This is a genomic window from Amycolatopsis sp. Poz14, assembly GCF_006704225.1.
In the GTDB taxonomy this organism is placed as follows: Bacteria; Actinomycetota; Actinomycetes; order Mycobacteriales; family Pseudonocardiaceae; genus Amycolatopsis; species Amycolatopsis nivea.
The window spans coordinates 5,507,993-5,533,545 of sequence record NZ_JACLHD010000001.1; the positions used below are offsets into that span (position 1 = coordinate 5,507,993).

The 25,553-nt window shown below is 68.5% G+C and carries 26 protein-coding genes; 25 read left to right on the forward strand and 1 reads right to left on the reverse strand.

Translation table 11 applies throughout. The annotated features are described in order from the left end of the window. Positions 1 to 129: 129 nt before the first annotated feature. Together FKO37_RS26115 and FKO37_RS26120 are read left to right on the forward strand one after the other, a co-directional pair. The gene (locus FKO37_RS26115; protein WP_238606119.1) at positions 130 to 432 is read left to right on the forward strand and encodes a hypothetical protein; all 303 of its coding nucleotides are present in this window, start codon (positions 130 to 132) and stop codon (positions 430 to 432) included. Positions 433 to 490: 58 nt separating this feature from the next. After that, positions 491 to 634, forward strand: a complete 144-nt coding sequence (locus tag FKO37_RS26120; protein ID WP_238606120.1) for a hypothetical protein — start codon at positions 491 to 493, stop codon at positions 632 to 634. Positions 635 to 881: 247 nt separating this feature from the next. On the opposite strand, the gene FKO37_RS26125 is transcribed toward FKO37_RS26120, so the two are convergent. Then, a complete protein-coding gene (locus tag FKO37_RS26125) occupies positions 882 to 2,267 on the reverse strand; it encodes an FAD-binding protein (protein WP_238606121.1) in 1,386 nt (461 codons plus the stop codon). A 326-nt stretch (positions 2,268 to 2,593) separates the two neighbouring features. On the opposite strand from FKO37_RS26125, the gene FKO37_RS26130 reads away from it, so the two are divergent. From FKO37_RS26130 to FKO37_RS26240, 23 genes are all read left to right on the forward strand, one after another. Next, positions 2,594 to 3,472, forward strand: coding sequence for a TIGR03619 family F420-dependent LLM class oxidoreductase (locus tag FKO37_RS26130; protein WP_238606122.1), 879 nt, complete (start codon positions 2,594 to 2,596; stop codon positions 3,470 to 3,472). A gap of 35 nt (positions 3,473 to 3,507) precedes the next feature. Further along, positions 3,508 to 3,876, forward strand: a complete 369-nt coding sequence (locus tag FKO37_RS26135) for a DUF4286 family protein (RefSeq protein ID WP_238606123.1) — start codon at positions 3,508 to 3,510, stop codon at positions 3,874 to 3,876. Further along, positions 3,869 to 5,455, forward strand: coding sequence for an AMP-binding protein (locus FKO37_RS26140; RefSeq protein ID WP_238606124.1), 1,587 nt, complete (start codon positions 3,869 to 3,871; stop codon positions 5,453 to 5,455). The genes FKO37_RS26135 and FKO37_RS26140 overlap by 8 nt, the downstream gene beginning before the upstream one ends. A 352-nt stretch (positions 5,456 to 5,807) precedes the next feature. Continuing rightward, positions 5,808 to 6,548, forward strand: a complete 741-nt coding sequence (locus FKO37_RS26145) for a FadR/GntR family transcriptional regulator (RefSeq protein ID WP_238606125.1) — start codon at positions 5,808 to 5,810, stop codon at positions 6,546 to 6,548. Positions 6,549 to 6,764: 216 nt separating this feature from the next. Then, the gene (locus FKO37_RS26150) at positions 6,765 to 7,898 is read left to right on the forward strand and encodes an acyl-CoA dehydrogenase family protein (RefSeq protein WP_238606126.1); all 1,134 of its coding nucleotides are present in this window, start codon (positions 6,765 to 6,767) and stop codon (positions 7,896 to 7,898) included. Then, entirely contained in the window at positions 7,895 to 8,647 is a 753-nt protein-coding gene (locus tag FKO37_RS26155) for an SDR family NAD(P)-dependent oxidoreductase (protein WP_238606127.1), read from the forward strand. Before FKO37_RS26150 ends, FKO37_RS26155 begins: the two co-directional genes overlap by 4 nt. After that, a complete protein-coding gene (locus tag FKO37_RS26160) occupies positions 8,644 to 9,477 on the forward strand; it encodes an SDR family NAD(P)-dependent oxidoreductase (protein ID WP_238606128.1) in 834 nt (277 codons plus the stop codon). The genes FKO37_RS26155 and FKO37_RS26160 overlap by 4 nt, the downstream gene beginning before the upstream one ends. Continuing rightward, a complete protein-coding gene (locus FKO37_RS26165) occupies positions 9,474 to 10,373 on the forward strand; it encodes a CoA transferase subunit A (RefSeq protein WP_238606129.1) in 900 nt (299 codons plus the stop codon). The genes FKO37_RS26160 and FKO37_RS26165 overlap by 4 nt, the downstream gene beginning before the upstream one ends. Before the next feature lie 7 nt (positions 10,374 to 10,380). Further along, positions 10,381 to 11,169 (forward strand): CoA-transferase, encoded by a 789-nt coding sequence (locus FKO37_RS26170; RefSeq protein ID WP_238606130.1) that lies wholly within the window; start codon positions 10,381 to 10,383, stop codon positions 11,167 to 11,169. A gap of 42 nt (positions 11,170 to 11,211) precedes the next feature. After that, positions 11,212 to 12,000 (forward strand): citryl-CoA lyase, encoded by a 789-nt coding sequence (locus tag FKO37_RS26175; protein ID WP_238606131.1) that lies wholly within the window; start codon positions 11,212 to 11,214, stop codon positions 11,998 to 12,000. 2 nt (positions 12,001 to 12,002) lie between these two features. Continuing rightward, entirely contained in the window at positions 12,003 to 13,043 is a 1,041-nt protein-coding gene (locus FKO37_RS26180) for a 3-keto-5-aminohexanoate cleavage protein (protein WP_238606132.1), read from the forward strand. A gap of 149 nt (positions 13,044 to 13,192) precedes the next feature. Then, the gene (locus tag FKO37_RS26185) at positions 13,193 to 14,545 is read left to right on the forward strand and encodes an MFS transporter (protein ID WP_238606133.1); all 1,353 of its coding nucleotides are present in this window, start codon (positions 13,193 to 13,195) and stop codon (positions 14,543 to 14,545) included. Between the two features lie 88 nt (positions 14,546 to 14,633). After that, complete coding sequence (locus FKO37_RS26190) at positions 14,634 to 15,215, forward strand: gluconate 2-dehydrogenase subunit 3 family protein (protein WP_238606134.1); 582 nt, start codon at positions 14,634 to 14,636, stop codon at positions 15,213 to 15,215. A 22-nt stretch (positions 15,216 to 15,237) separates the two neighbouring features. Continuing rightward, entirely contained in the window at positions 15,238 to 16,938 is a 1,701-nt protein-coding gene (locus tag FKO37_RS26195; RefSeq protein ID WP_238606135.1) for a GMC family oxidoreductase, read from the forward strand. A 28-nt stretch (positions 16,939 to 16,966) separates the two neighbouring features. Beyond that, complete coding sequence (locus FKO37_RS26200) at positions 16,967 to 18,511, forward strand: aldehyde dehydrogenase (protein ID WP_238606136.1); 1,545 nt, start codon at positions 16,967 to 16,969, stop codon at positions 18,509 to 18,511. Between the two features lie 292 nt (positions 18,512 to 18,803). Further along, positions 18,804 to 19,595 carry an SDR family NAD(P)-dependent oxidoreductase gene (locus tag FKO37_RS26205; RefSeq protein WP_238606137.1) on the forward strand — a complete coding sequence of 264 codons (792 nt, stop codon included), beginning with the start codon at positions 18,804 to 18,806 and terminating at the stop codon, positions 19,593 to 19,595. A 12-nt stretch (positions 19,596 to 19,607) separates the two neighbouring features. Further along, positions 19,608 to 20,456: an amidohydrolase gene (locus FKO37_RS26210; protein WP_238606138.1), complete on the forward strand. Its 849-nt coding sequence runs from the start codon at positions 19,608 to 19,610 to the stop codon at positions 20,454 to 20,456. Continuing rightward, complete coding sequence (locus FKO37_RS26215; protein ID WP_238606139.1) at positions 20,453 to 21,160, forward strand: carboxymuconolactone decarboxylase family protein; 708 nt, start codon at positions 20,453 to 20,455, stop codon at positions 21,158 to 21,160. Before FKO37_RS26210 ends, FKO37_RS26215 begins: the two co-directional genes overlap by 4 nt. Continuing rightward, on the forward strand, positions 21,157 to 21,996 hold the full coding sequence (locus tag FKO37_RS26220; protein WP_238606140.1) for an oxaloacetate decarboxylase: 840 nt from the start codon (positions 21,157 to 21,159) through the stop codon (positions 21,994 to 21,996). Before FKO37_RS26215 ends, FKO37_RS26220 begins: the two co-directional genes overlap by 4 nt. A 33-nt stretch (positions 21,997 to 22,029) precedes the next feature. Then, positions 22,030 to 22,224, forward strand: a complete 195-nt coding sequence (locus FKO37_RS26225) for a ferredoxin (RefSeq protein ID WP_238606141.1) — start codon at positions 22,030 to 22,032, stop codon at positions 22,222 to 22,224. A 5-nt stretch (positions 22,225 to 22,229) separates the two neighbouring features. After that, a complete protein-coding gene (locus FKO37_RS26230; protein ID WP_238606142.1) occupies positions 22,230 to 23,456 on the forward strand; it encodes an FAD/NAD(P)-binding oxidoreductase in 1,227 nt (408 codons plus the stop codon). A 32-nt stretch (positions 23,457 to 23,488) separates the two neighbouring features. Beyond that, a complete protein-coding gene (locus FKO37_RS26235) occupies positions 23,489 to 24,712 on the forward strand; it encodes a cytochrome P450 (protein WP_238606143.1) in 1,224 nt (407 codons plus the stop codon). 10 nt (positions 24,713 to 24,722) lie between these two features. Next, a complete protein-coding gene (locus FKO37_RS26240) occupies positions 24,723 to 25,553 on the forward strand; it encodes an SDR family NAD(P)-dependent oxidoreductase (protein ID WP_238606144.1) in 831 nt (276 codons plus the stop codon).

Here is a 25,553-nt window from a genome sequence, read left to right on the forward strand (position 1 = left end):
ATTCTCGGCGCTGACTCTGGTATGGCCGGCACCCGGCGTGCTCTCGACGGATCCGACCTGCACGCCGTCGGACCGGACACGCACCGCAAACTGGCCGACATCTAGCCGGTCGTCGACCGCGACTCCGACGTGCGTGCAGTGGTGATCCGCGGCGTCGGCGACCGGGCATGCTCCGCGAGCGGGCGGCTCGACCTCATCGAAGCGATGGCCGAGGACTTCGAGGCTCGCACGCGGGTCATGCGCGAGGCACGCGACCTGGTCTGCAACGTCTTCAACTGCTCGGTGCCGATCGTGCCGGCGATCAACGGCCCGGCCAGTGGGCACCGGTCTCGTCGCGGCGTTGCTCGCCGACGTGTCGCTCGTGGGCCGCACGGCGAAGATCGTCGACGGGGCACACCCGGCTGGGCGTCGCGGCGGGAGGCCACGCGGTGATCTGCCGGCCGCTGCTGTGCGGCATGGCGAAAGCCGAATACTATCTGCTCACCCGCGGATGCTCACCGGCGAGGAGGCCGCGCGGATCGGGCTGGCATCGATGGTCGCCGACGACGACCAAGTGCAGGAACGGGCTCTGGCGGTCGCGCGGGACCTGGCCGGGGCGCGACTGGCGCGATCCGGGCCACCAAGTACGCACTGAACAACTGGTACCGCCGGGCCGGGCCCATCTTCGACGCTTCGCTGGGACTGAAGTTCTGCGGATTCGGCGGCGACGAGGTCGCGGAGGGCTTGGCCGCGCACCGGGAGAAGTGCTTTCGGCTGTTTTGCACAGGCGAAAGCGTTACCAGCGAAGGATGATCTGGATCTCACCGCTTGCTCTTGCCCGTCGCCGCAGGGAAATGACCTGTCCGTGCATGCGCGCAGGCATCGTGCACGGCGCCCAGCTCTCACCGGGCGGGCGAGCGAATCGAGCCCAGTGCGGTGCGCGCGGCCCGAAGGCCGAAGACGAGCCCGCGCACGAGTCCGCCGGCGTAGCCCTTGGAATAGAACCCGCCGACGTCGGCCCCGGCGGCCAGCAGACCCGGAATCGGTTGTCCTGCGGTGTCGTGCACGTGCCCGTCGGCATCCGCGACGACGCCGCCATAGGTGAACGTGATCGCCGGTTGCACCTCGAGCGCGAACAGCGGTTCCTCGGCGAGAGACCGGCGGAACCGGCTCCGCGGAACCTGGAGCGCCTCGGCGGCCGAGTCCGAGAGCGCCCGGTTGAAGGCCGCGACGGTCGCCTCGACGGCGTTCCCGGCGTAGCCCCAGGTGCCGACCGCGGCGCATATTTCGGCGAGGGTCGAGCCGACCGTGACGTTGCCGCCCGCTTGCCGGGCGAGGTCGAGTTTGTCTAGTCCGGAATCCATGCCCGCGATGAACGGTTTCGCGATGAGCTCACGGCGGATCCATTCGTCGCCGATGAGCAGCGCGCGCTGCCCGCTCAGGGCGGCGACCGCCTGTGCGGAATAATGGTCGCCCAGCGATTCGTCGGTGAAGCGCATGCCGTGCCGGTCGACGAGCACACCGTGTTCGCTGTAGTACTGGGTGAGCGCGGTGTAGTCAGTCGGGGTGAGCGGCTTGTCGAGCGGTGCCGGCATCAGATGACCGTAGAAACCGCTCATGTCGGCACTGGTCCGCGCGCCGGCGTTTTCGGCCAGCGCGATCCCGTCGCCGGTGCTGAACGTGCTCGCCCGCAGCAGCACGTTCGTCCACTCGGGATTCACATGCCGCCGCACCTTCGCGGTGTCGGCCTGAAAGCCGCCGGTGGCGAGCATCGTCCAGGGAGCGGTCACGCGCACCGACTCGCCGTCGCGTTCCACCACCGCCCCGAGGACGCGCCCGTCTTCGACGATGAGTTCGCGGGGCACGGCCGAACACAAGACCCAGCCGCCGCGGGATTCGACCGCAGCACGGCACAGGTGAAGATGTGCGTGCACGTCGATGCGCTTGCCCTCGCCGAAGTTGAATACTCCCGAGAGGTCCTCGCCGAGCGGGACACCGGTGCCGGCTGCCCAGCGCAGCGCACCAGGTGCCTCTTCGACCAGCACCCGGCCCAGTTCGAGGTTGACGTGCGGATCCTCCGCGAGCAGGTCGTCGATCGTCGGCGCGGTCCACACGAACCCTTCGGAAAGCGCGGCCGAGCCGCCCGGCTCAGAGGCCTTCTCGACGACGATGACGCTGGCGCCGCCGCGGGCGGCGGCGCCGGCCGCCGTCATGCCGGCCATCCCGCCGCCGAGCACGAGGAAGTCCGCCCGCAGTTCGTCGGTTGGCGCGTTCTGAGCGTCCGCCACGGATCCATCCCCTCCGGGTTGCCGGAGGGACGCCTGCGCGATGCCCGCCGACTTCCTGTTTCGGTTGGCCAGAGTGCGGAGAAGATATGTCAGACAACTAACACATGTCAATGAGACGATGATGCGCGCTCGCCTGCCCAAACAGGCCGGGCGATGCCTGGCCCGCCTGCGCTGAACGCGATTTGCCCTAGCTACAAGCACATTTTCCGATCTTTTGGCAGGGAATGACTTCGGGAACAGCTGACGCTTGCCAGCTGTCAGTGAAACTGTTAGACAGTTGACCTGCGGGTCGGAAGGCCTGACAACTCGGAGGCAAGGAGCCGCACATGAGGATCGGCCTTCACCTGCCGCAGTGGGGCGCGGACGCTACCCGCGCCGGCGTGCTCGAAGTGGCGAGGGCGGCGGAAGCCGCGGGCTTGGATTCGCTGTGGGCGGCTGACCACATCGTGCACCCCCTCGGCAGCGCGAGCGCATACCCGTACCGCGGCGACGGACTGCCGTTCTCCGCCGAGGACGGGTTCCTCGAAGCGTTTACGACACTGGCCGCGGTCGCTGGGGCCACCACCCGGATCCGCTTGGGCACCAGCGTGTTCGTGCTCCCGATGCGGGATCCGGTGCTGACCGCGAAGGTCACCGCGACGCTCGACGTCCTTTCCTCCGGACGGCTTGAACTGGGTGTCGGCGCGGGGTGGTGGGCCGAGGAGTTCGCCGCCGTATCGGCTCCGTTCGCCGGTCGGGGGGAACGGCTCGACGAGCAGATCGACATCGTGCGGCTGTTGTGGTCCGGGCACCCGGTCCGGCACGCCGGCGCGGCGTTCGCGTTCGACGAGGTCGTCTGTCGTCCGGCTCCACACCAGCGGCCCGGTCCGCCGATCCTGGTCGGCGGCATGGGGGACAGAGCGCTGCGGCGAGCCATCGAAAGGGGGGACGGATGGCACGGCGTCGGGGGCGATCCGGATGTGCTGAAGAAGGGCCGCGAGAAGCTCGATCGGCTGTGCGAAGAGGCCGGCCGGGATCCGCGGACCGTCCGTCTGAGCACTTCGACCGGCCTCGGCGAGGACACCGAACGGCTGCTGCGCAGGCTGGAGTCCCTGCGCGGCGCGGGGGTCGGCCTTGCCGTCCTCAACGTCCGGCAGAACACCGTTCCGGCAACACTGGCGGCGCTCGACCGGCTGGCCGCGGACGTCTTGCCGAAGCTCTGGTGAACGTCGCAGGCTGTATTTTCGGAGAGGAGTGAGCAATGGCGCTTGCCGCACCGGCCACTCGCTGTCTCTACGTCGTCCGTGCCGTCTTCGGCGATCCGGACCGCGAGGCGCGGTGGAACGATTGGTACGACCGCGAACACGTGCCGAACCTGCTCAGCGTGCCCGGATTCGTCAGCGCGACCCGGTTCAAACAGCTCGATCTCGACGGTCATTACCTCGCGTGGTACGAGATCGAGAGCCCGCGCGTGTTCGAGCAGGAGCGGTACGCCGAGGTCACCGGATGGGGCGAATGGGCCGACGCAGTCGTGGAATGGACCCGGACGGTGTACCGGCTCGACGACGCCCTGCCGGTCGAGAACTACGTCCGCTCGGCGAGCTCGGGAGGCGCGGGCGGGAATGGCTGAGCGGGCCCGTCGCGACCCGGCGCCTCGGGTGTCGGCGGAGCCTGCGCTGCGGGCCCTTCCTGCGCTGCTGGCGCGGAACGCGGACGAAGACGGTTCGCGGCCGTTCCTGAGCGACGTCAGGGGATCCCGCACCCGGGCGGAAGTGTGGGAACAGGCGCGACGCACCGCCAGCGGGTTCCTCGGTCTCGGGCTGGTGCCCGGCGACCGCGTGGCGGTGATGCTCGACAACGCGCTCGAGTTCGTCGGCACGTGGTTCGGGCTCGCGACGGCGGGCCTGGTACAGGTCCCGCTGAACCCCGCCGTCCGCGGCGAGCGGCTCGTGCACGCGCTGACTCATTCCGGCGCGACCGTGCTGGTGGCCGAGGCTCGCTGCCTCGCGCAGTTCGAAGAGATCGCCGCTCAGCTGCCAGCGTTGCGCACGATAGTCCTGGTCGGCGGGCGAGGCGACACCTCGTTCGAGACGGTGCCGTACGAAAGGCTCGCCGCCGCGGAAGTCGGAACGCTTCCCGCGATCACCCGCGCCGACACCACGGCGATCATGTACACGTCGGGCTCCACTGGACCGGCGAAGGGCGTGCTGGTGCCGCATGGCCAGCACTACACCAACGGTTGGCAGGCGGTCAGGCAGGCGGAAATCACTGCTGACGACCGCATCTTCGTCACCCTCCCTTTGCATCACAACATGGCGCAGGGCTACGGCGTGATGGCCGGGGTCGTCTCCGGCGCGGAGGTGTACGTCTCCGCGGGGTTCAGGCGGGCTGCGTTCTGGGACGAAGTCCGTGCCGCCCGCGCTACAGTGCTGCCCTTCGTCGGCTCGATTCTCGCGCTGCTCATAGCCCAGGAGGGGGCGGAGGAAAATCCGCTGCGCGTCGCGTACGGCGTGCCGGTGCCCCCGTCCCTGCACGAAGCGTTCGAGAAGCGCTTCGGCCTGCGGCTCATCGACGGATACGGCTCCACCGAGGGCACGATCCCGGCGTGGGGAAGCCTGCGCGGGGACCGGGCGATCGGGTCGTCCGGCCGGATCGTGCCCGAGTTCGAGGTCGCGATCCTCGGCGCGGACGACCTTCCCGTGCCCGAGGGCGCGACCGGGGAGATCTGCATCCGCGCGCGGGAACCGTTTTCCATGTTCCAGGGCTATTTCCGCGACGCCGAGCGGACCGTGCGGGCGTTGCGGAACTTCTGGTTCCACTCCGGCGACCGCGGTCGTTTCGACGCAGGTGGAAACCTGTGGTTCGAAGGCCGGATCGACGACGTAGTGCGCAGGTTCGGCGAGTTCGTCCCGGCGAAGGAGGTCGAGGAGGCGGTCTCCCGGCACGACGCGGTCGAACTCGTCGCGGCTTACGGGATCGCGTCCGACGTGGCGGGCCAGGAGGTGATGGTCGCGGTGGTCGTCAAAGAGGGGAGGACAGTGTCGGCCGAGGAACTGCGGGCCCGCGTCGCGGAGGAACTGCCGCCGTTCGCGGTGCCTCGGTTCGTCGAGTTCTTCGGCGAGCTGCCGATGACGCCCACCGGAAAGGTCGAAAAGCACAAGTTGCGGGCCAGAGGGGTCACGGACGCCACCTTCGACGCGCGTGGCTGACCGGTCCGCCCTGGCGGCCACCAGCGTTTTTTAAAGACTGATAGAAAAATGTCGGACGTTATGTGCGGAGGCTTGCGCCGGTGCGTCGGGCGGAAGCCGTTGCCGGTCGCCCGGACCGGTTCGCGCGGCGGGCGGGCGGGGGTCGTCCCGGTGCTGCGCGACCAGGCTGCCGGCTGTCGGCTTCCTCGTCCGACCTGGAGGTACGCCACGGCTTTGGGGTGCTGTCGATCGGAGGATCACTGTGTCGCTCAGCAAGTCGGCGGGCATAGTCCCGAGTGTCGGTGCACGGACGGCAAGGAGATCGGGGTAAACTGTCTGACAGTCGGCTCGGAGCCGAGCGGGAGGGGTTGGCATGGCGACTCGGACGTCGGACGGATCCGCGCGGGCGGAGTTCGCCCCGACCCCGGTGCTGCGGCCGCGGCAGCAGGTGGAGAGCCAGATCCGGGAGGCGATCCTGAGCGGTCAGTTCGCCCAGGGGGACCGGCTGCCGAGCGAGACGCGGCTGGCCGAGCGGTTCGGGGTGAGCCGGGCGACGGTGCGGGAGGCGTTGCAGAGCCTCGTCGAGGGCGGCCTGATCACGAAAGTCCCCGGAGCCACCGGCGGGTCGTTCGTGGAGTTCGTCGACCACCACAAGCTGTCGCAGCTGGTCTCCGACCGGATGAGCAGCATCCTTGACCTCGGGTCCATCCGGCATGACGAGGTCGCCGCGTTCCGCGACCTGCTCGAGATCCCGTGCGCACGGCTGGCGGCACTCAACCGCACGGACGACGACCTGGTCGCACTGCGCGAGGTGATCGAGCGGGAGAAGGCGACGACGGTGGACGATCCCTCGGTGCCGCATCTCAACGCGGAGTTCCACTCGCTGGTGGCGCAAGCCAGCCAGAACAGGGTGATGGCGGCGTTCGTTTCGGCGCTGCACCGCGTCGCGCACCCGTTGGCGTTCATCAACACCGACGCCGAGGTGGGCAAGCAGGCTGTGCGCCATCACATCAAGCTCTGCGCCGCGATCCAAGAACACGACGTGGACGCCGCGACGGAGCTGATGAGGAAACATCTCGATTACATGAACGCCCACGCGCGCGAGCGCGGCTGATCTTTTCGAGGCGGCGCCCGCGGGCGGCTGTCGACCCTTCCTTCCTGAGAGGCGGACCCGGTACCGGGTCCGCCTCTCTTTGTGTCCGCGAAACCGGTGGACGTGCGAGGTTCGGCCCATCCCACGAACGGACCATTATTAGCCGGATTGACAATTGTCGGACAGTTGGGCAGAGTCTCTGCGGCAGGCACAACGGGACAGGAAGGCCGGGCGACGATGGCGTTGCAGGGCGAAGACCGGCAGGCGATGGTCGAGGCGATCGACCAGCTGTGCGGGAAGATCGTCACCGACGAGTACTCCGCGCGGCTCGACCGCGAGGCCCGCTACCCGCACGAGGTGATGGACGCGCTGGCCGAGGCTGGCTGGGCGACGCTGCCGCTGCCGGAAAGCGGGGCCGGTGCACGGGATCTGGTGCTGGTGCACGAAACGCTGGCGCGGCACAACCTGGTGATCGGGCAGGCGTACTTCTCGATGTGGGTGCTCGGTGCGGAGGCTTTCCACCGGCTCGGCACGCCGCAGCAGAAGGCCGAATGGTTCGAGCGGATCAAAGCCGGCGCCCGGGTCGCCTTCGCGCTGACCGAGCCGGCGTCCGGTTCGGACGCCGCGGCGGTGCGAACTTCCGCCGTCCGCGACGGCGACGATTTCGTGGTCAACGGCTCGAAGGTGTTCATCACCGGCGCGGCCGTGTCAGACGTGATCATCACCGCGGTCCGGACGTCGAACGAGGGCCCCAAGCACGACGGCATCACACTGCTGCTGATCGACCCGGCAGCTAAGGGCGTCGAGGTGCGCAAGATCGACAAAATGGGACTCAAGGGGATCGATCTGTGCGAGGTGTTCTTCTCCGGCGCACGGATTCCCGCGTCGGCTGTGCTGGGGCCGGTCGACGGCGGCTGGGGCGGCGTGACGCCGGGGCTGGCCAAGGAACGGATGCTGCTGGCGGCACTCAGCGTCGGGGCCTTGCGGGACGTGCTCGAGCGCTGTCTGGACTACGCGCAGGTGCGCACGGCGTTCGGGAAACCTATTGCCGGGCACCAGTTCATCGCCGACAAGCTGGTGGAGATGCGCGTGGCGATCGAGTCCGCGTCGGCGCTGACCCTGCGCGCGGCGGACCTCGTCGACGAGGGCGACCCGACGGCTGCCGACGTCGCCGCGATGGCGAAGCTGGTCGCGACCCGGGCGTACGTCTCGGCGACCCGCGAGGCAGTGCAGATCTTCGGCGGCTACGGGTTCAGCGACGAGTACCCGGTCTCGCGGCACTACCGCGACTGCAAGTACCTCGAAATCGGCGGCGGCACCAGCGAGATCCAGAAGATCGTGATCGCCCGTTCGATGGGGATCCGGCTGTGAACGCGCTGGACTCCTTCCGGCTCGACGGACGGGTGGTGGTGGTGACCGGGGGTTCAGCGGGGCTGGGCGCGGCGGCTGCCCGTGCGCTCGCGGACGCGGGCGCGATGGTCGTCGTGACGGGACGGCGCGCCGAGCATCTGTCCATTGTGGCTAAGGAGATCTCCGGCGATTCCCGGGTGCTCGACGTCGCGGATCGAGCTGCGGTCCGGGAGGTTTTCGCGGACATCGCGAAGGAACACGGGCCGTTGGGCGTGTTGGTCAACAATGCCGGGCAGGCGCATCAGGCAGAGCTGCCCGAAGTGTCCGACGAGGACTGGGACCGGATCGTCGACGTGAACCTGCGCGGCGCGTTCGCCGCCACCCAGGCGTTCGTCCGGCATCGCGTCACCGGCCGGTCCGCTTCGGTGGTGAACATTTCGTCATTGGCCGGGGCCGTGGGGGTGCGCGGGCAATCCGCGTACACCGCGAGCAAAGCCGGAGTCGAGGGGTTGACGAGAGCCGCGGCGCTCGACCTCGCGCGCCTGGATGTCCGGGTGAACGCGTTGGCCCCCGGCTATTTCGCCACCGACATGCCCGGCGAGGTGCTCGCCGACGAAGCGGCGACCGCCGCGCTGCTGCGCAAGGTTCCGCAGCGGCGCGTGGCGGATCCGGCCGAGATCGGTCCGCCCGTGGTTTTCCTGGCGTCCGACGCGTCCCGGTTCATGACCGGTGCCGTGCTCAATTTCGATGGAGGGTACACCGCACAATGAGCGAGCGAGAACGTCCCGTGGCACTGGTGACCGGTGCCGCGGGGGACATCGGGCAAGCGACCGCTGCGGGGTTCGCCCGCCGCGGATACGACGTCGCCGTCTTCGACCGGCGGCCGGATCTGCTGACGGAGACGGCGGAGAAGTGCGCTGCGGAAGGCGCGCGGGTGCACGCGGCGGGGGTCGACCAGACTGACTACGAGGCAGTGCGCGCGGGACTGGCCGAGGTCGTCTCGACGCTCGGCCCGATCACGGCGCTGTTCGCCAACGCCGGGTACGGCAAGTTCGGCGAGCTGACCGACCAGCCTCTAAAAGAGTGGCACCGCCACGTCGACGTGAATCTCAACGGCACCTATTTCGTGACTCGCGAGGTCGCCAACGCGATGATCGCCGCCGGGAAGGGCGGTTCGATCGTCATCAACGCCTCCTCCGGCGCGACGCAGTACTCGGACCTGCTCGGTGCCTACTGCGTGACGAAGGCGGCGCTGCGGATGCTCGCGACCGGGCTCGCCTCCGAGCTGGGCAACCACCGGATCCGCGTGAACGCGGTGGAGCCGGGCGTGGTCGAGACCGGCATGACCGGTCCGATGCTCAACGGTGAGCAGGGCAAGGAGCACCGCGCGTTCCTGCTGAGCGACACGCCGGTCGGCCGCCTCGGCGTCCCGGACGACATCGCGGAGCTGGTGCTGTTCCTGTCGGCGGAGAGGACCGCGGGCTTCATCACCGGAGCTGGCGTCCCGATCGACGGCGGACAGGTCATCCACGGGCATCCGCGCTGGTACCGCAGCGACTACCGGGTGTCGGGCAAGGCGGAATGGGAGGTGCCCCGGTGACGGCCACGCGCACCTCGCGGATCGTCGAGGCCGAAGCCGCTGCGGCCCACGTCGAAGACGGGATGACGGTCGCCATCGGCGGGTTCATCAACTCCGGGCACCCGATGGCGCTCGTGCGGCAGCTGATCAAGGACGGCAGGCGCAATCTGCGGGTGGTCGGAGCCGCGTCGGCGGGGCTGGAAACGGACCTCCTGATCGCCGCCGGGGTCGCGGACCGGGTGGTGACGCCGTACGTCGGCGCGGAGGGCTTCGCCGGGATCGGGCCCGCGTTCCGCAAGTCCGCGCAGGACGGCGCCATCGACGTGTTCGAGCTGGACGAAGCGCACTTCTACGCCGGCCTCCGGGCGTCGGCGCAGCGCGTGCCGTTCAACCCGTGGCGGGCCGGGGTGGGCACCGATTTCCCGAAGGTCAACCCGCAGCTCAAGGAGTTCCGCGACCCGGTCAGCGACAAGCTGCTCATCGCGGTCCCGGCGATCGACATCGACGTGTGCTTCCTGCACGCCGCGGTGAGCGACGTCTACGGCAACGTGCAGCACAACGGCACCCGCTACGGCGACGTCGCGATGTACGCCGCGGCGGAGAAGACGTTCGTGTCGGTGGAGAAAGTGGTTTCGCCAGAGCACATCCGGGCCGACCCGCTGCGCACCAGCATCCCCGGTGCGACCGGGATCGTGCGCGCGCAGTTCGGCGCGCATCCGTACTCGGCTGACGGCTACTACATTCCCGACGCCGAGCACATCAACGAATACCTGGCCGCGGCGAACGACTGGCTCAAGACCGGCGACCGCACGCAGCTCGACCTCTACCTGGACGAGTTCGTGCTCGGGCCGCGAGACCACGCCGAGTACCTCGAGCGCATCGGCATCCGCAAACTTCTTTCCCTCGACGAGTTCTGAGGACGACATGACCGACTCGGCAACACCTAAGGAAGTGATGGCCGCCGCCATCGCGCACGACCTGCGCGACGGGCAGTGGGTCGAGGTCGGGGCGAACCTGCCGGTTCCCCGCGCCGGAGCCCTGCTCGCGCATCTGCACCACGGCCCGGACATGACCGTGATGATCGCGATGACCAAGGCCTACGTGCGAGAGACCCCGGTGATCGAGGAATTCGAATTCATCACCGACGTCGGCGCGATGCGCTGGGCGGAGGCGTACTACCAGCACGACCAGCTGCTCAACAACCAGCGCCACCGCGCTAACGGCGTGTTCTTCTGCGGCGGCATCCAGATCGACCGGTACGGCAACTCGAATCTGATCGGCATCGGTTCGGACCACAAGCAGCTCAAGTTCCGCGGCCCGGGCGCGATCGGCACCTGCAACGCCACTGTCCAAAACGGACACTGGCATCTGGTGACCACGTCGCACAACCCGCGCGTGCTGGTGGACCGGGTGGACTTCGTGTCCGCGCTCGGCTACGGCCGAGGCGAGCCCAACCTGCGCGCCGAGCTCGGCCTGCCCAACGACGGCCCGGCATCCATCGTGACGCCGTTGTGCGTGTTCGATTTCGATGAGGAAACCCGTTCGGCACGGCTGAAATCGGTGCACCCGGGTGTCACCAAGGACGAGGTGGTCGAGAAGACCGGCTTCGAAATCCTGGTGCCGGAAACCGTGCCGACGACCGAAGGCCCGACGCCGGAGGAACTGGCCCTGCTTCGCACCCGCATCGACGCGAACGGGGCGTTGCGGGCATGACTGCCGGCGGACTCCGCACTGCCGGAGAGAGGAACGACTGACATGTACTTCACCACCGAGGTCAGCGAGGTCGTCGAAGGAGAGGTCAACCTTCGCGGGTACTCGCTTCGCGACGTCATGGAGAACGCGACTTACGCCGACGGCGCGTTCCTGTCCATCACCGGCCGTGTCCCTACCCCAGCGGAGCGCCGTCTGGTGGATGCGATCCTGAACAGCCTGCTGGACCACGGTTTCGTCGCCTCGACGATCACCGCCGCGCGCTACATCGCCTCGGGCAACCCCCAGTTCATCCCTGCGGTGGCGGGCGGCGTGCTCGCCGCGGGCAGCAACACGCTCTCCCCGGAGCACTCCTGCCATCTGCTCGAACACGCCCGGGAACTGCGCGGCAACAACGGGTCCATTGAGGACGGTGCGGAGCGCGTCGTCGCCGAGTACGTGGCCGCCCGCAAACGGCTGCCTGGCTTCGGGCACCCGGTGCACAAGACCAGCGACTTCCGCGCCGACATCCTCTTCTCGCTCGCCGAGGAACTCGGGCTGGCGGGCGAAGCGGTCAAGCAGTTCCAGGCGATCCACGCCGCGTTCGTCCGGCAGACCGGGCGCACCGGCATCCCGATCAACATCGACGGCGCCCTCGCCGCGGTCGGTTCGGACCTCGGCTGGACGGCGAACCAGACCGTCGCGTTCGCCGTGCTGTCCGTGCTGCCCGGCCTGATGGCGCACGTCATCGAAGAAATCGACCAGCAGCGTCCGCTGCGCTACATCCAGGACGGCGAGTACTCGGGCAAGCCGATGACCGAACGCCTCGCCGCCGAAACCCCCGCAGGAGTCTGATCATGGGCCTGAACGACAACACCGTCCGCTGGGACCGCGTGCGCGAGAGTTTCGACCGCACCGGCGGCCGGATGATCTGGAAACCCTACGGTTTCCCGGAGATCATCGACCCGGAGCACTCGCGGTTCTTCGACGGCACGATCCAGCCCGCCTGGGACGTCCCGGACAAGATCATCGTCCAGCCCGCGATCACCGGTGCCTTCTACACGAAGAACGCGAACCCGAACCAGCCGATCACCACCGACGAGATCTACCGGTCGGCCCGCGAATGCGCGCAGGCCGGCGCGAGCGCGATCCACCTGCACGTGCGCGGCGACAACGGCTACAACACCCTCGACAAGAGTCGTTTCGAGGCCGTGGTGAATCCGCTGCAGGCAGAATTCGCGGACCTCGCCGTGGACGGCTGCCTCGTCACCGCGCTGGAGGGGGAATGGGACGAGATGAAGCGCTGTCTTGACGCGCGCGTGCTCGACGGCGTGCCGATCAACACCACCGCGGTGTTCAACGGCGACGCGATCTTCGCGAAGCCGGTGCCGCTGATGTTCGAGAAGACGCGGTTGATCCTGGAATCCGGCGCCGCGCCGATCGTCGCCGTGTACACCGACGCCGACGTGAACAACGCCGAGCGCTTCCTGTTTCGCAGCGGACTGCTCGGGCCTGGCCAGCTGTGGTGCGTGCTGCCGTCCATCCCGGGTTCGAGCCCGATGGAGAACCCGAAGCAGATGATCGAGGGGCTGATGCGGTTCGTGAACTTGATCAAGGACGTCGACCCGGAAGCGAAGATCCTCGTCTGCGCGGCAGGCCGGGCTTCGGTGTTCCTCGCGACCGCGGCCGCGCTGCTCGGCCTGCACATCCGGGTCGGCATGGAGGACACCGTCTGGAAGTACCCGCACAAGCAGGAGAAGCTCGCCTCCAATCTCGAAGCATTTTTACAAGCGAAGACGATCGTCGAGGCATTGGGCCGCGAGGTCGCGACGCCCGCGGAGTACCGCGAGATCACCGGCGTGCGCAAGCTCGAGAAGCCAGTGCCCGCGACGCACTGATCGGATCCTTTTCTGGGCAGGGGGCTGGCCGTGTTCCTGGGGAACCGCGGCAGGGGGTGACTCGGGAAGAGGTGTGCAGCTCGGCCGTCGGTCGGGTCGTTTCTTCTGCGCACGCCTCCGGCTTTTCAGCAACGAAAGGTGTACGTGTCATGTCCGGAATTTCGCCCGACGGAAAGCGGGCAGTGCGAAGCGCGGAAGTGCGACAAGCCACGAGAGCGGCGGCAGTCGGCAGTTTCGTAGAATGGTTCGACTTCGCGCTCTATGGCCTGCTCGCCACCAATCTGTCGGTGGTTTTCTTCCCCTCGCACGATTCGACGAGCAGCCTGCTGTCGCTGTTCGCGGTCTTCGGAGCGGCCTTCGTCGTGCGGCCGCTCGGTGCTTTCTACTTCGGCTCATTGGGCGACCGGATCGGCCGGAAGCGGATCCTGGTCATCGTCATCACTGCGATGTCGTTGTCGACGTTCCTCGTCGGCCTGCTGCCGATGCGGGAGGCCGCCGGTGCGTGGGTGACTTTCGCGCTCGTCGCGCTCCGGCTGGTCCAGGGTTTCTCCGCGGGCGGGGAAATCGGCGGCGCAAACACCTTCGTCGCGGAATTCGCCGAGCCGGACCGGCGCGGCTACCGAGTGAGTTTCACTCTGGCTTCGGGTTTGGCGGCGATCGCCTGCGCCGCGCTCGTGACGTTCTTCCTCCAGTTCTCGCTGTCCCCGGCGGCGATGACAGCTTGGGGATGGCGGTTCCCGTTCCTCGTCGCGGGCCCGCTCGGCCTGGTGGGGCTGTACATCCGGATGCGCCTCAACGACAGCCCGGACTTCGCGCGGCTAGAAACTGCGGACGAGGTCTCGGACCGGCCGGTGCGCGAGATCGTGCGGAAGAACTATTGGGTCGTCTTGCAGACCATCGGGCTGGTGTGCATGCTGTTCGCGGCCCAGTACGTGGTGACGGCGTACCTGGTGACCTATCAAAAACAGGTGCTCCGGCTTTCCGGCGCGACGGCCACATTCTCGACGGTGCTGACCGTGTTCCTTGCGGCCGTGCTGACCCCGGTCTTCGGCCGGCTGTGCGACCGGTGGGGGCGCAAGCCGGTCCTGTTCGCGGGGTGCGGCGGGTTCGCTGTCATGTCCTACCCGATGTTCGCGCTGCTGAGCCCGGGCGCGGTGCTTCCCGCGGTGCTCGTCGACGTGCTCATGGGCTGTCTCCTGGCTACGCTGGTGGGCCCGGTGTCGGTCATGATGACCGAACTGTTCCCGACTCGGGTCCGCAACAGCGGCGCCTCCATCGGTTACAACATCGGCGGCGCGCTTTTCGGCGGTCCCGCACCGTATCTGGCGACCGCGCTCACGGCGTCTTTCGGCGCGACAGCACCGGCGTTCATCCTGATCGGCGCCGCCGTCGTGACCATCGTCGCCTGCTTCTTCGTCCCGGAGACGGCCGGCTCCTCGATCGCGAGCGACGTGACGGCACCGCGGTCGGACTCGGCAGCGACAGCGAATCCGCCGAACTGAACGCTCGGCGCGAACGAAACAGCAAGCAGATCGGGCGAGGTCCGGCGGTTCGCCGGACGGGCCCGGCGGCGGAAAGGCAGGACATCCGATGGGAGCGACAGCACAAACCGGCCAGTCGGCCGAAGGCTCAGCCGCGGCGCTGGACGCCGATCGCCTGGCGGTGCTCGAGGCCGTCGCCTCAGACATCATCCCGGAAGACGACGGTGTCCCCGGCGCTCGCCAGGCGGGGGTGCCGGAGTTCATCGCGACGGAACTCGCGGGCGCGGAAAACCGTTGGCTGGACCTGTATCTGGCGGCTCTGCAGGGCATTGACCGCTACTGCGTCCGGACCTACTCCGCCCGGTACGCCGAGTGCGCCGAGGACGAGCGGTCGGCGGTGCTGACGCAGCTCGAATCGGGAACGCTGGGCGACGTCTCGGAGGAATGGGCGAAGTCGTTCTTCGGCGTCATCTGGGGCCATACGGTCCAGGGCTACCTGTGCGATCCGGAATACGGCGGCAATCGAGACCTGGCCGGCTGGCGCGCGGTCGGATTTCCTGGCGCCCAGCACGGTTACACCGCGGCACAGCAGACGTACGGGAAGTCGGCTGCGGACATCACGCCGCTCGTCCTCGCGGACATGGCCGAGATGCACCGGAACGAACCCGGACGCTTTTTCACCGGTTACTGATCGAGCAACGGGAAGGTCTTCGATGGCACGCGGCACGAAGAAGAACTACGACGCGATCATCGTCGGCCTCGGCGCGTCGGGCGGGATTCTGGCCCGCGAGCTCGCCAGGGCCGGGATGTCGGTGCTCGGGATCGACAAGGGCGGCGCGTTCGGGCACGCCGACGCCTGGACGAAGTTCGACGAACTGGTGTGGGAATCCCGGGCGGAACACTCGCCGGGCATGCGGTCCGACCCGATCACCTGGCGGCCGGACGCGGACACTGACGCGGTGGTGGCGCCGTGGGCGACCGGTCCGATCGTCAATCCGTTCACCGTGCCTCCCTCAACCGGCCTCGGCGGCGGCTCCTGGCACTACGCGGCTTGGCACTATCGCCAGAACGCGCCGGACTTCAGGATGCGGACCGAGATCGTGGACAGGTACGGCGCGGACGCGCTGCCCGAGGGATCGGACATCCGGGACTGGCCGGTCGGCTACGCCGAACTGGAGCCCTTTTACGACCGGGTCGAGCACGAGATCGGCGTGTCCGGCAAGGCAGGGAACGTCGGCGGGGAGCTGGACGGCCGGGGCAACCTGTTCGAGTCGCCACGCCGCGCGGAGTTCCCGTTTCCGCCGTTGCGGCCGAGCGCGTTGTACGACACGTTCAAGAAAGCCGGCGGGGAGCTGGGGTACCACGTCTACCCGACCGCCGCGGCGATCATCTCCCGACCCTCCGGGAATCGGCAGGCGTGCACCTATTGCGGCTTCTGCCGGGACTACCTCTGTCACGTCGGCGCGAAGTCGTCGACGCACGTCGCGCTGATCCCGGACGCGCTGCGGACGGGGAATCTCGAAATCGCGACCGGGTTCAGGGTGCAACGCGTGCTGCGCGGCCCGGACGGGCGGGCGTCCGGCGTCGCGGGAGTCGACCTCGGCTCCGGCGAAACCGCGCAAGTGCGTGCGCCGATGGTGATCCTGGCAGCTTACTCGCTGGAGAACGTCAGACTCCTGCTGGCTTCGGGGGTGAACGCCAACGGGCAGACCGGCAAGAACTACTACACGCACAAGATCGACTGGGTCGGCGGGCTCATGCCGGGGGAAACGCATTCCTTCATGGGGCCGTCCGCTGCGGGCGGAGCGCTGGACGACTACAACGGGCTGAACCGGGACTGGACCGGCACCGGGGTGGTGTGGGGCGGGCCGCTGCTGCTGTTCAACGGCGACCTGCAGCCGATCGAGGTCGCCGGAATGATCCCGCCCGGAAGGCATCGGCACGGCCCGGACTTCAAGAAGTGGTTGACCGAGGGGTACCGCCGGGTGTTCGGCGTCTGGGCGTCCGGCGTCCAGTTCCCGATGGCGGCCAACTATCTCGATCTCGACCCGCGGATGCGCGACCCGTGGGGCGAGCCCGCGCTGCGGATGACGCACGACTGGACTGGCCACGAACTGGCGTGGAAACGGCTGATCGTGCCGAAGCTGAAAGAGATCGTCGGCCGCATGGGCGCGACGGAGGTCTGGGGGCTCAGCATGGAATCCGCGCACATCACCACCCACGACCACGGCGGGCACGTCATGGGGGAAGACCCGCGGACCTCGGTGGTCGATCCCGACCAGCAGACCCATGAAGTACCGGGCCTCTACGCCGTCGGCGGCGGGTCTTTCCCGACCGTCAGCGGCTACAACCCGACCGGCACCATCCAGGCGCTCGCGTTCCGCACCGCGGAGCGGATCGTCGCGACGCACTGACACCGCGCACCCAGGGAGCTGATTTGCGATGTCCTCGAACGAGCGGGCCGCCGTCGACCGCGACGGGCTTCCGCACTACCGCATGTTCATCGGAGGCGCATGGGTGGACTCCGAGGAAAAGTACGAGGTGGTCAACCCGGCGACCGAAGAGGTGATCGCGACCGCCGCGAAGGCGGACACCTCGCATGTCGACGCAGCGGTCGCGGCGGCGAATGAAGCGTATTCCGCCGGCGCTTGGCGGAATACCGCACCGGTCGATCGCGCCGCCGTCATCGACCGGGCGGCCGCCTTGCTCGAGAGCCGGGCGGCCGAGCTGGCCGAACTCGGCAGCAGGGAATGCGGGTTTCCGCTGCGGCTCTCGGAGGCGATCTGCGTCGGGTTTCCCTTGACGCACATGCGGAACTTCGCCGAACTGACCCGTCGCTACGCGTGGGAGCGGCCGGGCCCGGTCACCGGGCAGGTGCTTAACGCCCAATTGGTCCGCCGGGAGCCGATCGGCGTCTGCGGCGGGATCGTGCCGTGGAATTTCCCGCTTGTCCTGGCGGTGTGGAAGGCGCTTCCCGCGCTCGCGGCGGGCAACAGCGTGGTGCTGAAGACCGACGAGAAGACTCCGACCGGAGCGCTGGAGCTGGCGGCGATCCTGCGCGAGTCGGGGCTGCCGGACGGCGTGTGCAACGTGGTGGTCGGAGACGGTCCCACGATCGGCGCGTACCTGGTGGCCCATCCGGATGTCCGCCGGGTGTCGTTCACCGGGTCCACGCAGACGGGGCGCCAGGTCATGCGCGACGCGGCGGCCGGTCTCAAGCAACTGACCCTGGAACTGGGCGGCAAAGGCCCGAACATCGTGCTCGACGACGCTGACCTCGACGCAGCAGTCGACGGCGCCGCATACGCATTCCTGCTGCACGCCGGGCAGGGCTGCGAATCGGGTACCCGCTTGCTGCTCCCTTCAGCGCTGCACGACGAATTCGTCCAGCGGCTCGTGGGCCGGCTGAAGACACTGAAGGTCGGGGACCCGCTCGACCCCGCTACCGACATCGGACCGGTGATGAGCGCGCGGCAGCGGGAACGCGTCCTGCGCTACATCGAACGCGGCAGGGCAGAGGGCGCGACTCTCGCCTGCGGCGGCGGTGCGCCGAGCGGACCTGGTTTCGAGAAGGGCTACTGGGTCGAACCGACGGTTTTCACCAACGTGCGCAACGATATGTGTGTCGCACGCGAGGAAATCTTCGGCCCGGTGCTGTCGGTGCTGGCTTACGACTCGGTGGACGAGGCGGTCGAGATCGCCAACGACACCGAGTACGGCCTGTCCGCCGGGGTGTGGAGCCAGGACAACCAGAGGGCGCTGGAGGTGGCGGAGCGGCTGGAAGCCGGGTCGGTGTGGATCAACGACTGGCACAACATCTCGGAGCACGTGCCTTTCGGCGGCTACAAGCAGAGCGGGGTCGGCCGGGAGTTGGGCCCGGACGCGCTCGACGAGTTCACCCAGGCAAAGTCGATCACGATCGACCTGTCCGGCCGGGTTGACCGGCGGGCATACGGACTGGTGCTGGGCACCCCGTTGGGCGGCTGACCCGGCGTCGCGACCCGCGGTGCGGCGGGCGATCCGGACGGCCGCTGGAGATGCGCGGGCAGTTTTCATTGTGAGGCAATGACAGTTGGCAATCAGAACCGGGTCGGTGGTTCGGGGCGCGCGGTGCGAGGGCCGTACTTCGCATGCGCTCCGCACCGGGAGTGCCGGCGGGATCGTTGGCAAGGTTGACATCTGTCTGACTATTGCGATCCCGATGTTGTGCTGTTTAAAGTCAGTCAGATGAGCGCGGGCGGTGCCCGGGCCGGAATTGTGCGGTGGAAAGAGGTCGAAGATGACGCAAGGCGCCGTCGACGAATGGGTCGGGCAGGTCGCGGTCGTAACCGGTGCCGGCGGATCGATGGGCAGCGAGGTCGTCCGCGCCCTGCTGGCGCGCGGGGTGCGTGTCGCCGGGTTCGACCGGGCGGGCTCGCTGGCGGTGCTCGGCGATCCGGGTGCCGGAACGCCGGGCTCGTTCGCCGGCGTCGAGGTCGACATCTCGGACGTGGATTCCCTCGTCCAGGGCTTCGAAAGAGTCGACGCCGAGTTCGGCCCGTTGTCGATGCTGGTCAACTTCGCCGGGATCACCGGCGGCACGGAGAGCTTCCTCGACACGAAGCCCGCCGACTGGGACCGGGTGCTCGGCGTCAACCTCGCGGGATCGTTCTGGTCTTGCCGCGAGGGCGCCCGCCGGATGAAGGCGCTCGGCCGGGGGAGCATTGTCAACATCAGTTCGACGAACGGGTTGATGGCCCGGCGCAACTACCACAGTCACATCTACGCGGTGTCGAAGGCGGGCATCGTCGGTTTGACGAAGACGCTCGCGGCTGAAGCCGCAGAGTGGCAAGTGCGGGTCAATTGCGTCGCACCGGGAATGCACCTCGGAAAAATGCAGGCGGACATGACGGGTTCCGATGCCGCAGCGTCGGAGTTCGTCGAGAAAGCCGTCGCCTTCACTCCGCTCGGCCGCGCGGGCACCGGATCCGACATGGTCGGACCGGTTCTGTTCCTGCTAGGCCCCGAATCCGCGTACATGACCGGACAGGTCGTCGTCAGCGACGGCGGCCGCACCATCTGGTACGACTGACAGGCAGGGCCGATGATCATCACCGACTCGCAAGTGCACATCTGGGAACTCAGCCGCCCCGGACGCGAATGGCCTTCCGGCCGGTTCGTCCCGCCGTGGGCACAGGACGCGCTGTCGGCCGAGCACTTGCTCGATCGGATGCGGGCCGCGGGCGTCGACCGCGCGATCCTGGTCCCGCCCGCGTTCGAAGGCGACCGCAACGACCTGTCCCTGGACGCGGCCCGACGCTACCCGGACCGGTTCGCGGTGATGGGGCGGATGCGGCTCGACGACTCGGCCACGCCCGCGAAATTGGCTTCCTGGGCGGAAACCCCCGGCGCGATCGGGCTCCGGTTCACGTTCTTCATCCCGCAGCAGAAGGCCTGGCTTTCCGACGGCACCGCCGACTGGCTGTGGAGCGCCGCCGAGGAGGCTGGCATCCCGCTCATGGTCTATCCCGCCCCGTCGGTCCTTCCGCTCTTCGGGCCGATCGCCGCGGCACACCCGCGGCTGAAGCTGACGGTCGACCATCTCGGAGTCGGACACGAGGAATGGAACCGCGACGACCGCGCCTTCGGCCACCTCGACGCGTTGCTGGAGCTGGCCGGGCACCCCAACGTGGCGGTGAAGGCTTCCGGGCTGCCCGAGTACTCCACCGAGCGGTACCCGTACCGCAATCTCCATCCGTACCTCAAAGCGGTCGTCGACGCCTATGGCGCTCGCCGGGTGTTCTGGGGCACGGATCTGACCAGACTGCCATGCACGTACCGGGAAGCGGTCACGATGTTCACTGAACAGCTCGATTGGCTGTCCGCCACGGATCTCGAATGGATCATGGGCAGGGCGGTCTCCGAATGGCACGCCTGGCCGGGTGCCCGGTGACCGCCGCGGAACGGTTGCCCGGCCGGATCGCCGACTCCGCGCCGGAGCTGCGTCGAGCGGTCGTGGATTTCCGGGACGCTCGTCGCGCCAGCGGCTGTCTGTCCGCGAAGGCGGTGGAGCTGATAGCGCTCGCCGCGTTCGCGTCCGCTTGCAGTTTGCACGAGCCCGGCATCCGCGCCCAGGTGTCCCGAGCACTCGAAGCGGGTGCCACCCTGGGCGAAGTAGCCGATGCTCTGGCCACGATCGCACCGCTGGGAGTGCACACTTTCGGGTTGGCGTTGCCGATCGTGCTCGAGGAGCTGGAAGCAGCAGGGATTCCCGCCGAGGAACCGGAGATGCCGGGCGAATCCGCTCGAATCAAGGCAGATTTCGTTGCCCGGCGAGGATATTGGACCAACCAACGGGAAGCGCTCGCGAAGCACCTGCCCGGGTATTTCGCCGCCTACATGCGATTGTCGGGCAGCCCGTGGGAGATCGGCGAACTCGACCCGCTGACCCGTGAGCTGCTGCTCGTCGCGGTCGACAGCTCAGTGGCCCACCTCTACGGACCCGGGACCCGGGTGCATGTGCGGAACGCGATCAAGCTGGGCGCGACGCGCGAACAACTGCTCGCGGTGCTCGAGGTGGTGTCGACGATCGGGGCCGAAGGCTACTTCCTCGGCATGGCGGCCGCGCAGGACGAGAGCGGAAGGGGCGTGTCGTGAACAGGGATTGGATCCCGGCGGCCGGGTCGGCCGGGCCGGTGCTGCTTCCGGGAGTGTACGACGGGCTGTCGGCGCGCCTCGCGGAAATGGCGGGATTCCGCGCTGTGTACGCCAGCGGCGGAGCGATCTCCCGGTCGGCCGGCGTCCCGGACATCGGGCTGCTCACCTTGACCGAGGTGCTCGACCGGCTGGCGAAGATCGCGGACGCGGCCCCGCTCGCGGTGGTCGCCGACGGCGAGACCGGATTCGGCGGACCGGCCAGCATCCGCCGCACCGCACGGGAATTCGCCCGGCTCGGCCTCGCCGCGTTCCACATCGAGGACCAGGACACACCACGGCGGTGCGGTGTGCTGCCGGGGATCAAGCTGATCAGCGTCGACGAGATGTGCCTGAAGGTCCGAGCCGCCCGGGACGCGGTGCGCGACCCGGACTTCCTGGTGATCGGGCGCACCGACGCGACCGACGTGGAGGGGCTCGACCGCGCGATCGAGCGGGCGAACGCCTACGCCGCGGCCGGGGCCGATCTCGTCTATGTCGAAGCGCTCTCGACGCGGGAGCAGCTGGAGCGGGTCGCTGAGGCGGTCGCGGCTCCGAAAGTGGTCAGCATGATCGGCAGCGAGTCCGCGCCGCCGTTGAGCGCGGAGGAACTGGTCGCGCTCGGCTTTCCGGTCGTGATCGTCCCGAACGACGTGCAGCGGGCGGCGATCGCCGCGATGCAGCGGGCCCTGGGGTGTCTCGCTGCGGAAGGTTCGACCTCGTCGATGGCGAGAGAACTCATAACGATGGCCGACCGCGAGGAGATCAGCCGCACGTCGGACTACCTCGACGTGCGGTAGCCGGACGCGAACAAGCAGAGAAGGAACGAAGACATGCGAGTCAACGTCGACATCGACAAGTGCATCGGCGCGGGGCAATGCGTCCACGCGGCCGCGGAGGTCTTCGACCAGGACGACGACACCGGTCTGGTCGTCCTCCTCGACGAACACCCGGAAGCCAGGCTGCGGGCGAAGGTGGAGACGGCGGCCCGGCTGTGTCCCACCAACGCGTTCTCGGTCGAGGACTGAGCGCGGTGCGCGATTACGACGTCGTGATCGTAGGCGCCGGCGAGGCCGGGACGGCGACCGCGCTGGGCCTCGCCGGGCGGGGCTTCTCCGGCACGGTCTGCGTGCTCGGCGAGGAGCCTGGACCGAGCTACCACCGGCCGCCGCTGTCGAAAGGATTTCTTGACGGCAGCGAAGACGCGGGATCGATCGTGCACGCAACGGCGGAGCACTTCCGCGATGCCGGCGCGGAAGCATGGTTCGGGGTACGGGCCTGGGGGATCGACCGGGCCGCCCGGGTGGTGTCCACCGCTGCGGGGGAGGTTCGCTACGGCCACCTCGTGCTGGCGACCGGGGCGCGGAACCGCAGCGTCAGTTCCCGTCCGATCGACGGCGTCGTCCAGCTGCGCACTGTCGCGGAGGCCGAGGAGCTGCGTGGGAGGCTAGCCGAGACGGACCGGATCGTGATCGTCGGGGCAGGCGTCCTCGGTCTCGAAGTGGCGAGTGTGGCCGCCGGGCTCGGAGTCTCGGTGGAGGTGGTCGAAGCGGCGGACGGCCCGCTCGGCGGCAAAGTGAGCCCAGCCACGGCGCAGGCAGTCGAAGGCTTCCTGCGGAGCGAGGGAATCCGGTTCTCCTACGGCTCGGGAGTGGCCCGGTTCCGGGAGAGCGACGGCAAGCTGTCCGGAGTGGAACTGTCCGACGGCCGCGTCGTCGAAACGCGGCTTGCGCTGGTGTGCGTAGGCGTAGTGCCGGACACCTCACTGGCCGTGGCCGCGGGACTGAAAACGGGTGCCGGGATCGAGGTCGACGAACATCTCGTGACCAGCGACCCGAACGTGTCGGCGATCGGGGACAGCGCGTCGTATCCGGACGCTTCCGGTGCGAGGGTGCGGACGGAATCGATCGCCAACGCGCTGAGCCAGGGCAGTTGCGTGGCCGCCAGGCTGTGCGGCGGGCCGGCGGAGTATTCGGCGATTCCGTGGTTTTGGAGCGCGTACGGCAAGCACCGCCTCGACATCGTCGGGTCGGAGCCGCACGTTGACGAGGTGATCGTGCAGGGCGATCCGCTCGCCCAGGATTTCGCTGCTTTCTGCTTCGCCGGAGGCAGGCTGGCACGATTCGAATCCGTGGGCAGACCTCGGCATTCGATGCGGGCGCGCAGGCTGTTCGAACGCGGTCAGGTGCTGACGCCGGCGGAGGTGCGGGCACCGGGTTTCGACCTGGCGGCATGGCGGCCGGCGGTACCGACGGCGTGATGACTCGACCATAGGACAGGAGACGAGAGGGCATGAGCGAACAAACGACGCACGTGGGCCGGTTCCCGATGGAACGGGGGAAGTGCCCCTTCGCCGAGCCGGCGGAGTACGGGCGGGCGCGGGACAGCGACGGCCTGGTCCAGGTCGAGCTGTGGAACGGCAAGACGTCGTGGCTGGCTACCCGGCACGAGGACGTCGTCGCGATCCTGACCGATCCGCGGTTCAGCGCTAGTCCCAGCGCGCCGAACTATCCGTCCCCCACCGAAAGCCGAGCTTTCCTGCTCGCCAGCGAGCCGCCCGCGCTCGGCCAGATGGATCCGCCCGACCACACCCGGCTGCGGCGGATGTTCGCCCCGATGTTCACGACCCGGCGCATCGAATCGCTCCGGCCCTACATCGAGGGGATCGTCGAGGAGGCGCTCGACGGGATGGTCGCGTCCGGCAGCCCGGCAGACCTGTGCCAGAGCTTCGCCTACCCGATCCCGACGACTGTCGTCGCGACGGTGATGGGAGTGCCGCAGAAGGATCGCGAATTCTTCGTCGAATGCGCGAACGCCCGGTTCTTCCACAGTCGTAGCCCGGAGGAGGCGGTCAAGGCGGGGGAGCGGCTCGGGGATTACTTCGCCGTGTTGCTCCGGGAGCGGCAAGAGAACCCGACCGGGGGCGGCGATGTGGTTTCCCGCCTTGTCGCGGAGCAGGTCGCGCCAGGGAATCTCAGCCGCGAAGACGCGATCGTCCTGCTGCGCAACCTGCTGGTGAACGGCCAGGACACGACCGCGAACATGATCGCGCTCAGCACCGCGGTCCTGCTGCACAACCCGGATCAGCTCGCGCTGCTGAAGGCCGAGCCGGACGCGATCGGCGGCGCTGTCGACGAGTTGCTGCGCTACTTCAGCAACGCTCATTTCCAGGCCCCGCGCACGGCGTTGGAGGACGTGACGATCGCAGGACAGACGATCGCGAAAGGCGAAGGGGTGATCGCCTCGCTGGTCGCCGCGGACCGGGACCAGCGGGTGTTCGCCGACCCTGACCGGCTCGACGTGCGCCGTCCGGCTGGACAGCATGTCGCGTTCAGCTCGGGGATCCACTCGTGCCTGGGCCGCCAACTCGCGAGGGTCGAGCTGGAAACCGCGCTCCGGATGCTTTTCGACCGGCTGCCGTCGCTCGAACTCGCGGTCCCGTTCGAGGAACTGCGGTTCACCGGAAACACGGCACAGGCGTTCGGAATGCACGAACTGCCGGTCGCCTGGAGCTGACGGGGAGATCATGGCGGGACTCAACGGCCTGGTGGCGCTGGTGACCGGTGCGGCGAGCCAGCGTGGCATCGGCCGGGCGATCGCGCTCGAGCTGGCGAAGGCGGGCGCAGACGTGGCGGTGAGCGACGTAGGTCACCGCAGCCTTGTCGCGAACGTCGAAAAAGGCGAGTGGCTCGGCTTGTCCAGCGTGGTCGACGAGATCACCGCGTTCGGACGGAGAGCCGCCGCGGTGGTCGCGGACGTCAGCATCGCTTCCGAGACCGAGGCGATGGTGGACGAAACGGTGCGTGCTCTGGGCCGCGTCGACGTCGTCGTGAACAACGCCGCGGCCCGGCAGGAACCGTCGGTCGCGGGCGGCTGGGAACTCAGCGAGGATGCGTGGAACCAGCAGCTCGCGGTGAACCTGACCGGGCAGTTCCTGGTCTGCAAGGCAGTGATCCCGCATTTCCTGCGGGCGGGATACGGCCGCATCGTCAACATCTCGTCGCTGGCTGGGCGGATTCCGTTGCCTCGTCGTCCGGCGTATACCGCGAGCAAACACGGCGTGATCGGCCTGACGCGGTCGCTGGCCCTCGACCTCGCACCCCACGGGATCACGGCGAACACGATCTGCCCGGGCGTCATCGACACGGACCGGGCAGCCGCGGTCGAGACCGGACAGGACGAGTCGCTTTCCCCGGGACCGGTGAGTTTCGAGGAACTCGCTCGCTCCGTCGTCCCGATGGGCCGTCGCGGCGACCCAGACGATATCGGCCGCGTGGCGGCGTTTCTGGCTTCGCCCGCCGCCGGGTACATCACCGGTCAGGCGATCAACATCGACGGCGGATGGCAGATGGCGTGA

Bases quoted from the DNA above. Each gene is read 5' to 3' on its own strand.
- FKO37_RS26120 (WP_238606120.1), top strand. From the start codon at position 491: ATGCTCACCGGCGAGGAGGCCGCGCGGATCGGGCTGGCATCGATGGTC.
- FKO37_RS26130 (WP_238606122.1), top strand. From the start codon at position 2,594: ATGAGGATCGGCCTTCACCTGCCGCAGTGGGGCGCGGACGCTACCCGC.
- FKO37_RS26135 (WP_238606123.1), top strand. From the start codon at position 3,508: ATGGCGCTTGCCGCACCGGCCACTCGCTGTCTCTACGTCGTCCGTGCC.
- FKO37_RS26140 (WP_238606124.1), top strand. From the start codon at position 3,869: ATGGCTGAGCGGGCCCGTCGCGACCCGGCGCCTCGGGTGTCGGCGGAG.
- FKO37_RS26145 (WP_238606125.1), top strand. From the start codon at position 5,808: ATGGCGACTCGGACGTCGGACGGATCCGCGCGGGCGGAGTTCGCCCCG.
- FKO37_RS26150 (WP_238606126.1), top strand. From the start codon at position 6,765: ATGGCGTTGCAGGGCGAAGACCGGCAGGCGATGGTCGAGGCGATCGAC.
- FKO37_RS26160 (WP_238606128.1), top strand. From the start codon at position 8,644: ATGAGCGAGCGAGAACGTCCCGTGGCACTGGTGACCGGTGCCGCGGGG.
- FKO37_RS26170 (WP_238606130.1), top strand. From the start codon at position 10,381: ATGACCGACTCGGCAACACCTAAGGAAGTGATGGCCGCCGCCATCGCG.
- FKO37_RS26175 (WP_238606131.1), top strand. From the start codon at position 11,212: ATGTACTTCACCACCGAGGTCAGCGAGGTCGTCGAAGGAGAGGTCAAC.
- FKO37_RS26180 (WP_238606132.1), top strand. From the start codon at position 12,003: ATGGGCCTGAACGACAACACCGTCCGCTGGGACCGCGTGCGCGAGAGT.
- FKO37_RS26185 (WP_238606133.1), top strand. From the start codon at position 13,193: ATGTCCGGAATTTCGCCCGACGGAAAGCGGGCAGTGCGAAGCGCGGAA.
- FKO37_RS26190 (WP_238606134.1), top strand. From the start codon at position 14,634: ATGGGAGCGACAGCACAAACCGGCCAGTCGGCCGAAGGCTCAGCCGCG.
- FKO37_RS26195 (WP_238606135.1), top strand. From the start codon at position 15,238: ATGGCACGCGGCACGAAGAAGAACTACGACGCGATCATCGTCGGCCTC.
- FKO37_RS26200 (WP_238606136.1), top strand. From the start codon at position 16,967: ATGTCCTCGAACGAGCGGGCCGCCGTCGACCGCGACGGGCTTCCGCAC.
- FKO37_RS26205 (WP_238606137.1), top strand. From the start codon at position 18,804: ATGACGCAAGGCGCCGTCGACGAATGGGTCGGGCAGGTCGCGGTCGTA.
- FKO37_RS26210 (WP_238606138.1), top strand. From the start codon at position 19,608: ATGATCATCACCGACTCGCAAGTGCACATCTGGGAACTCAGCCGCCCC.
- FKO37_RS26225 (WP_238606141.1), top strand. From the start codon at position 22,030: ATGCGAGTCAACGTCGACATCGACAAGTGCATCGGCGCGGGGCAATGC.
- FKO37_RS26235 (WP_238606143.1), top strand. From the start codon at position 23,489: ATGAGCGAACAAACGACGCACGTGGGCCGGTTCCCGATGGAACGGGGG.
- FKO37_RS26240 (WP_238606144.1), top strand. From the start codon at position 24,723: ATGGCGGGACTCAACGGCCTGGTGGCGCTGGTGACCGGTGCGGCGAGC.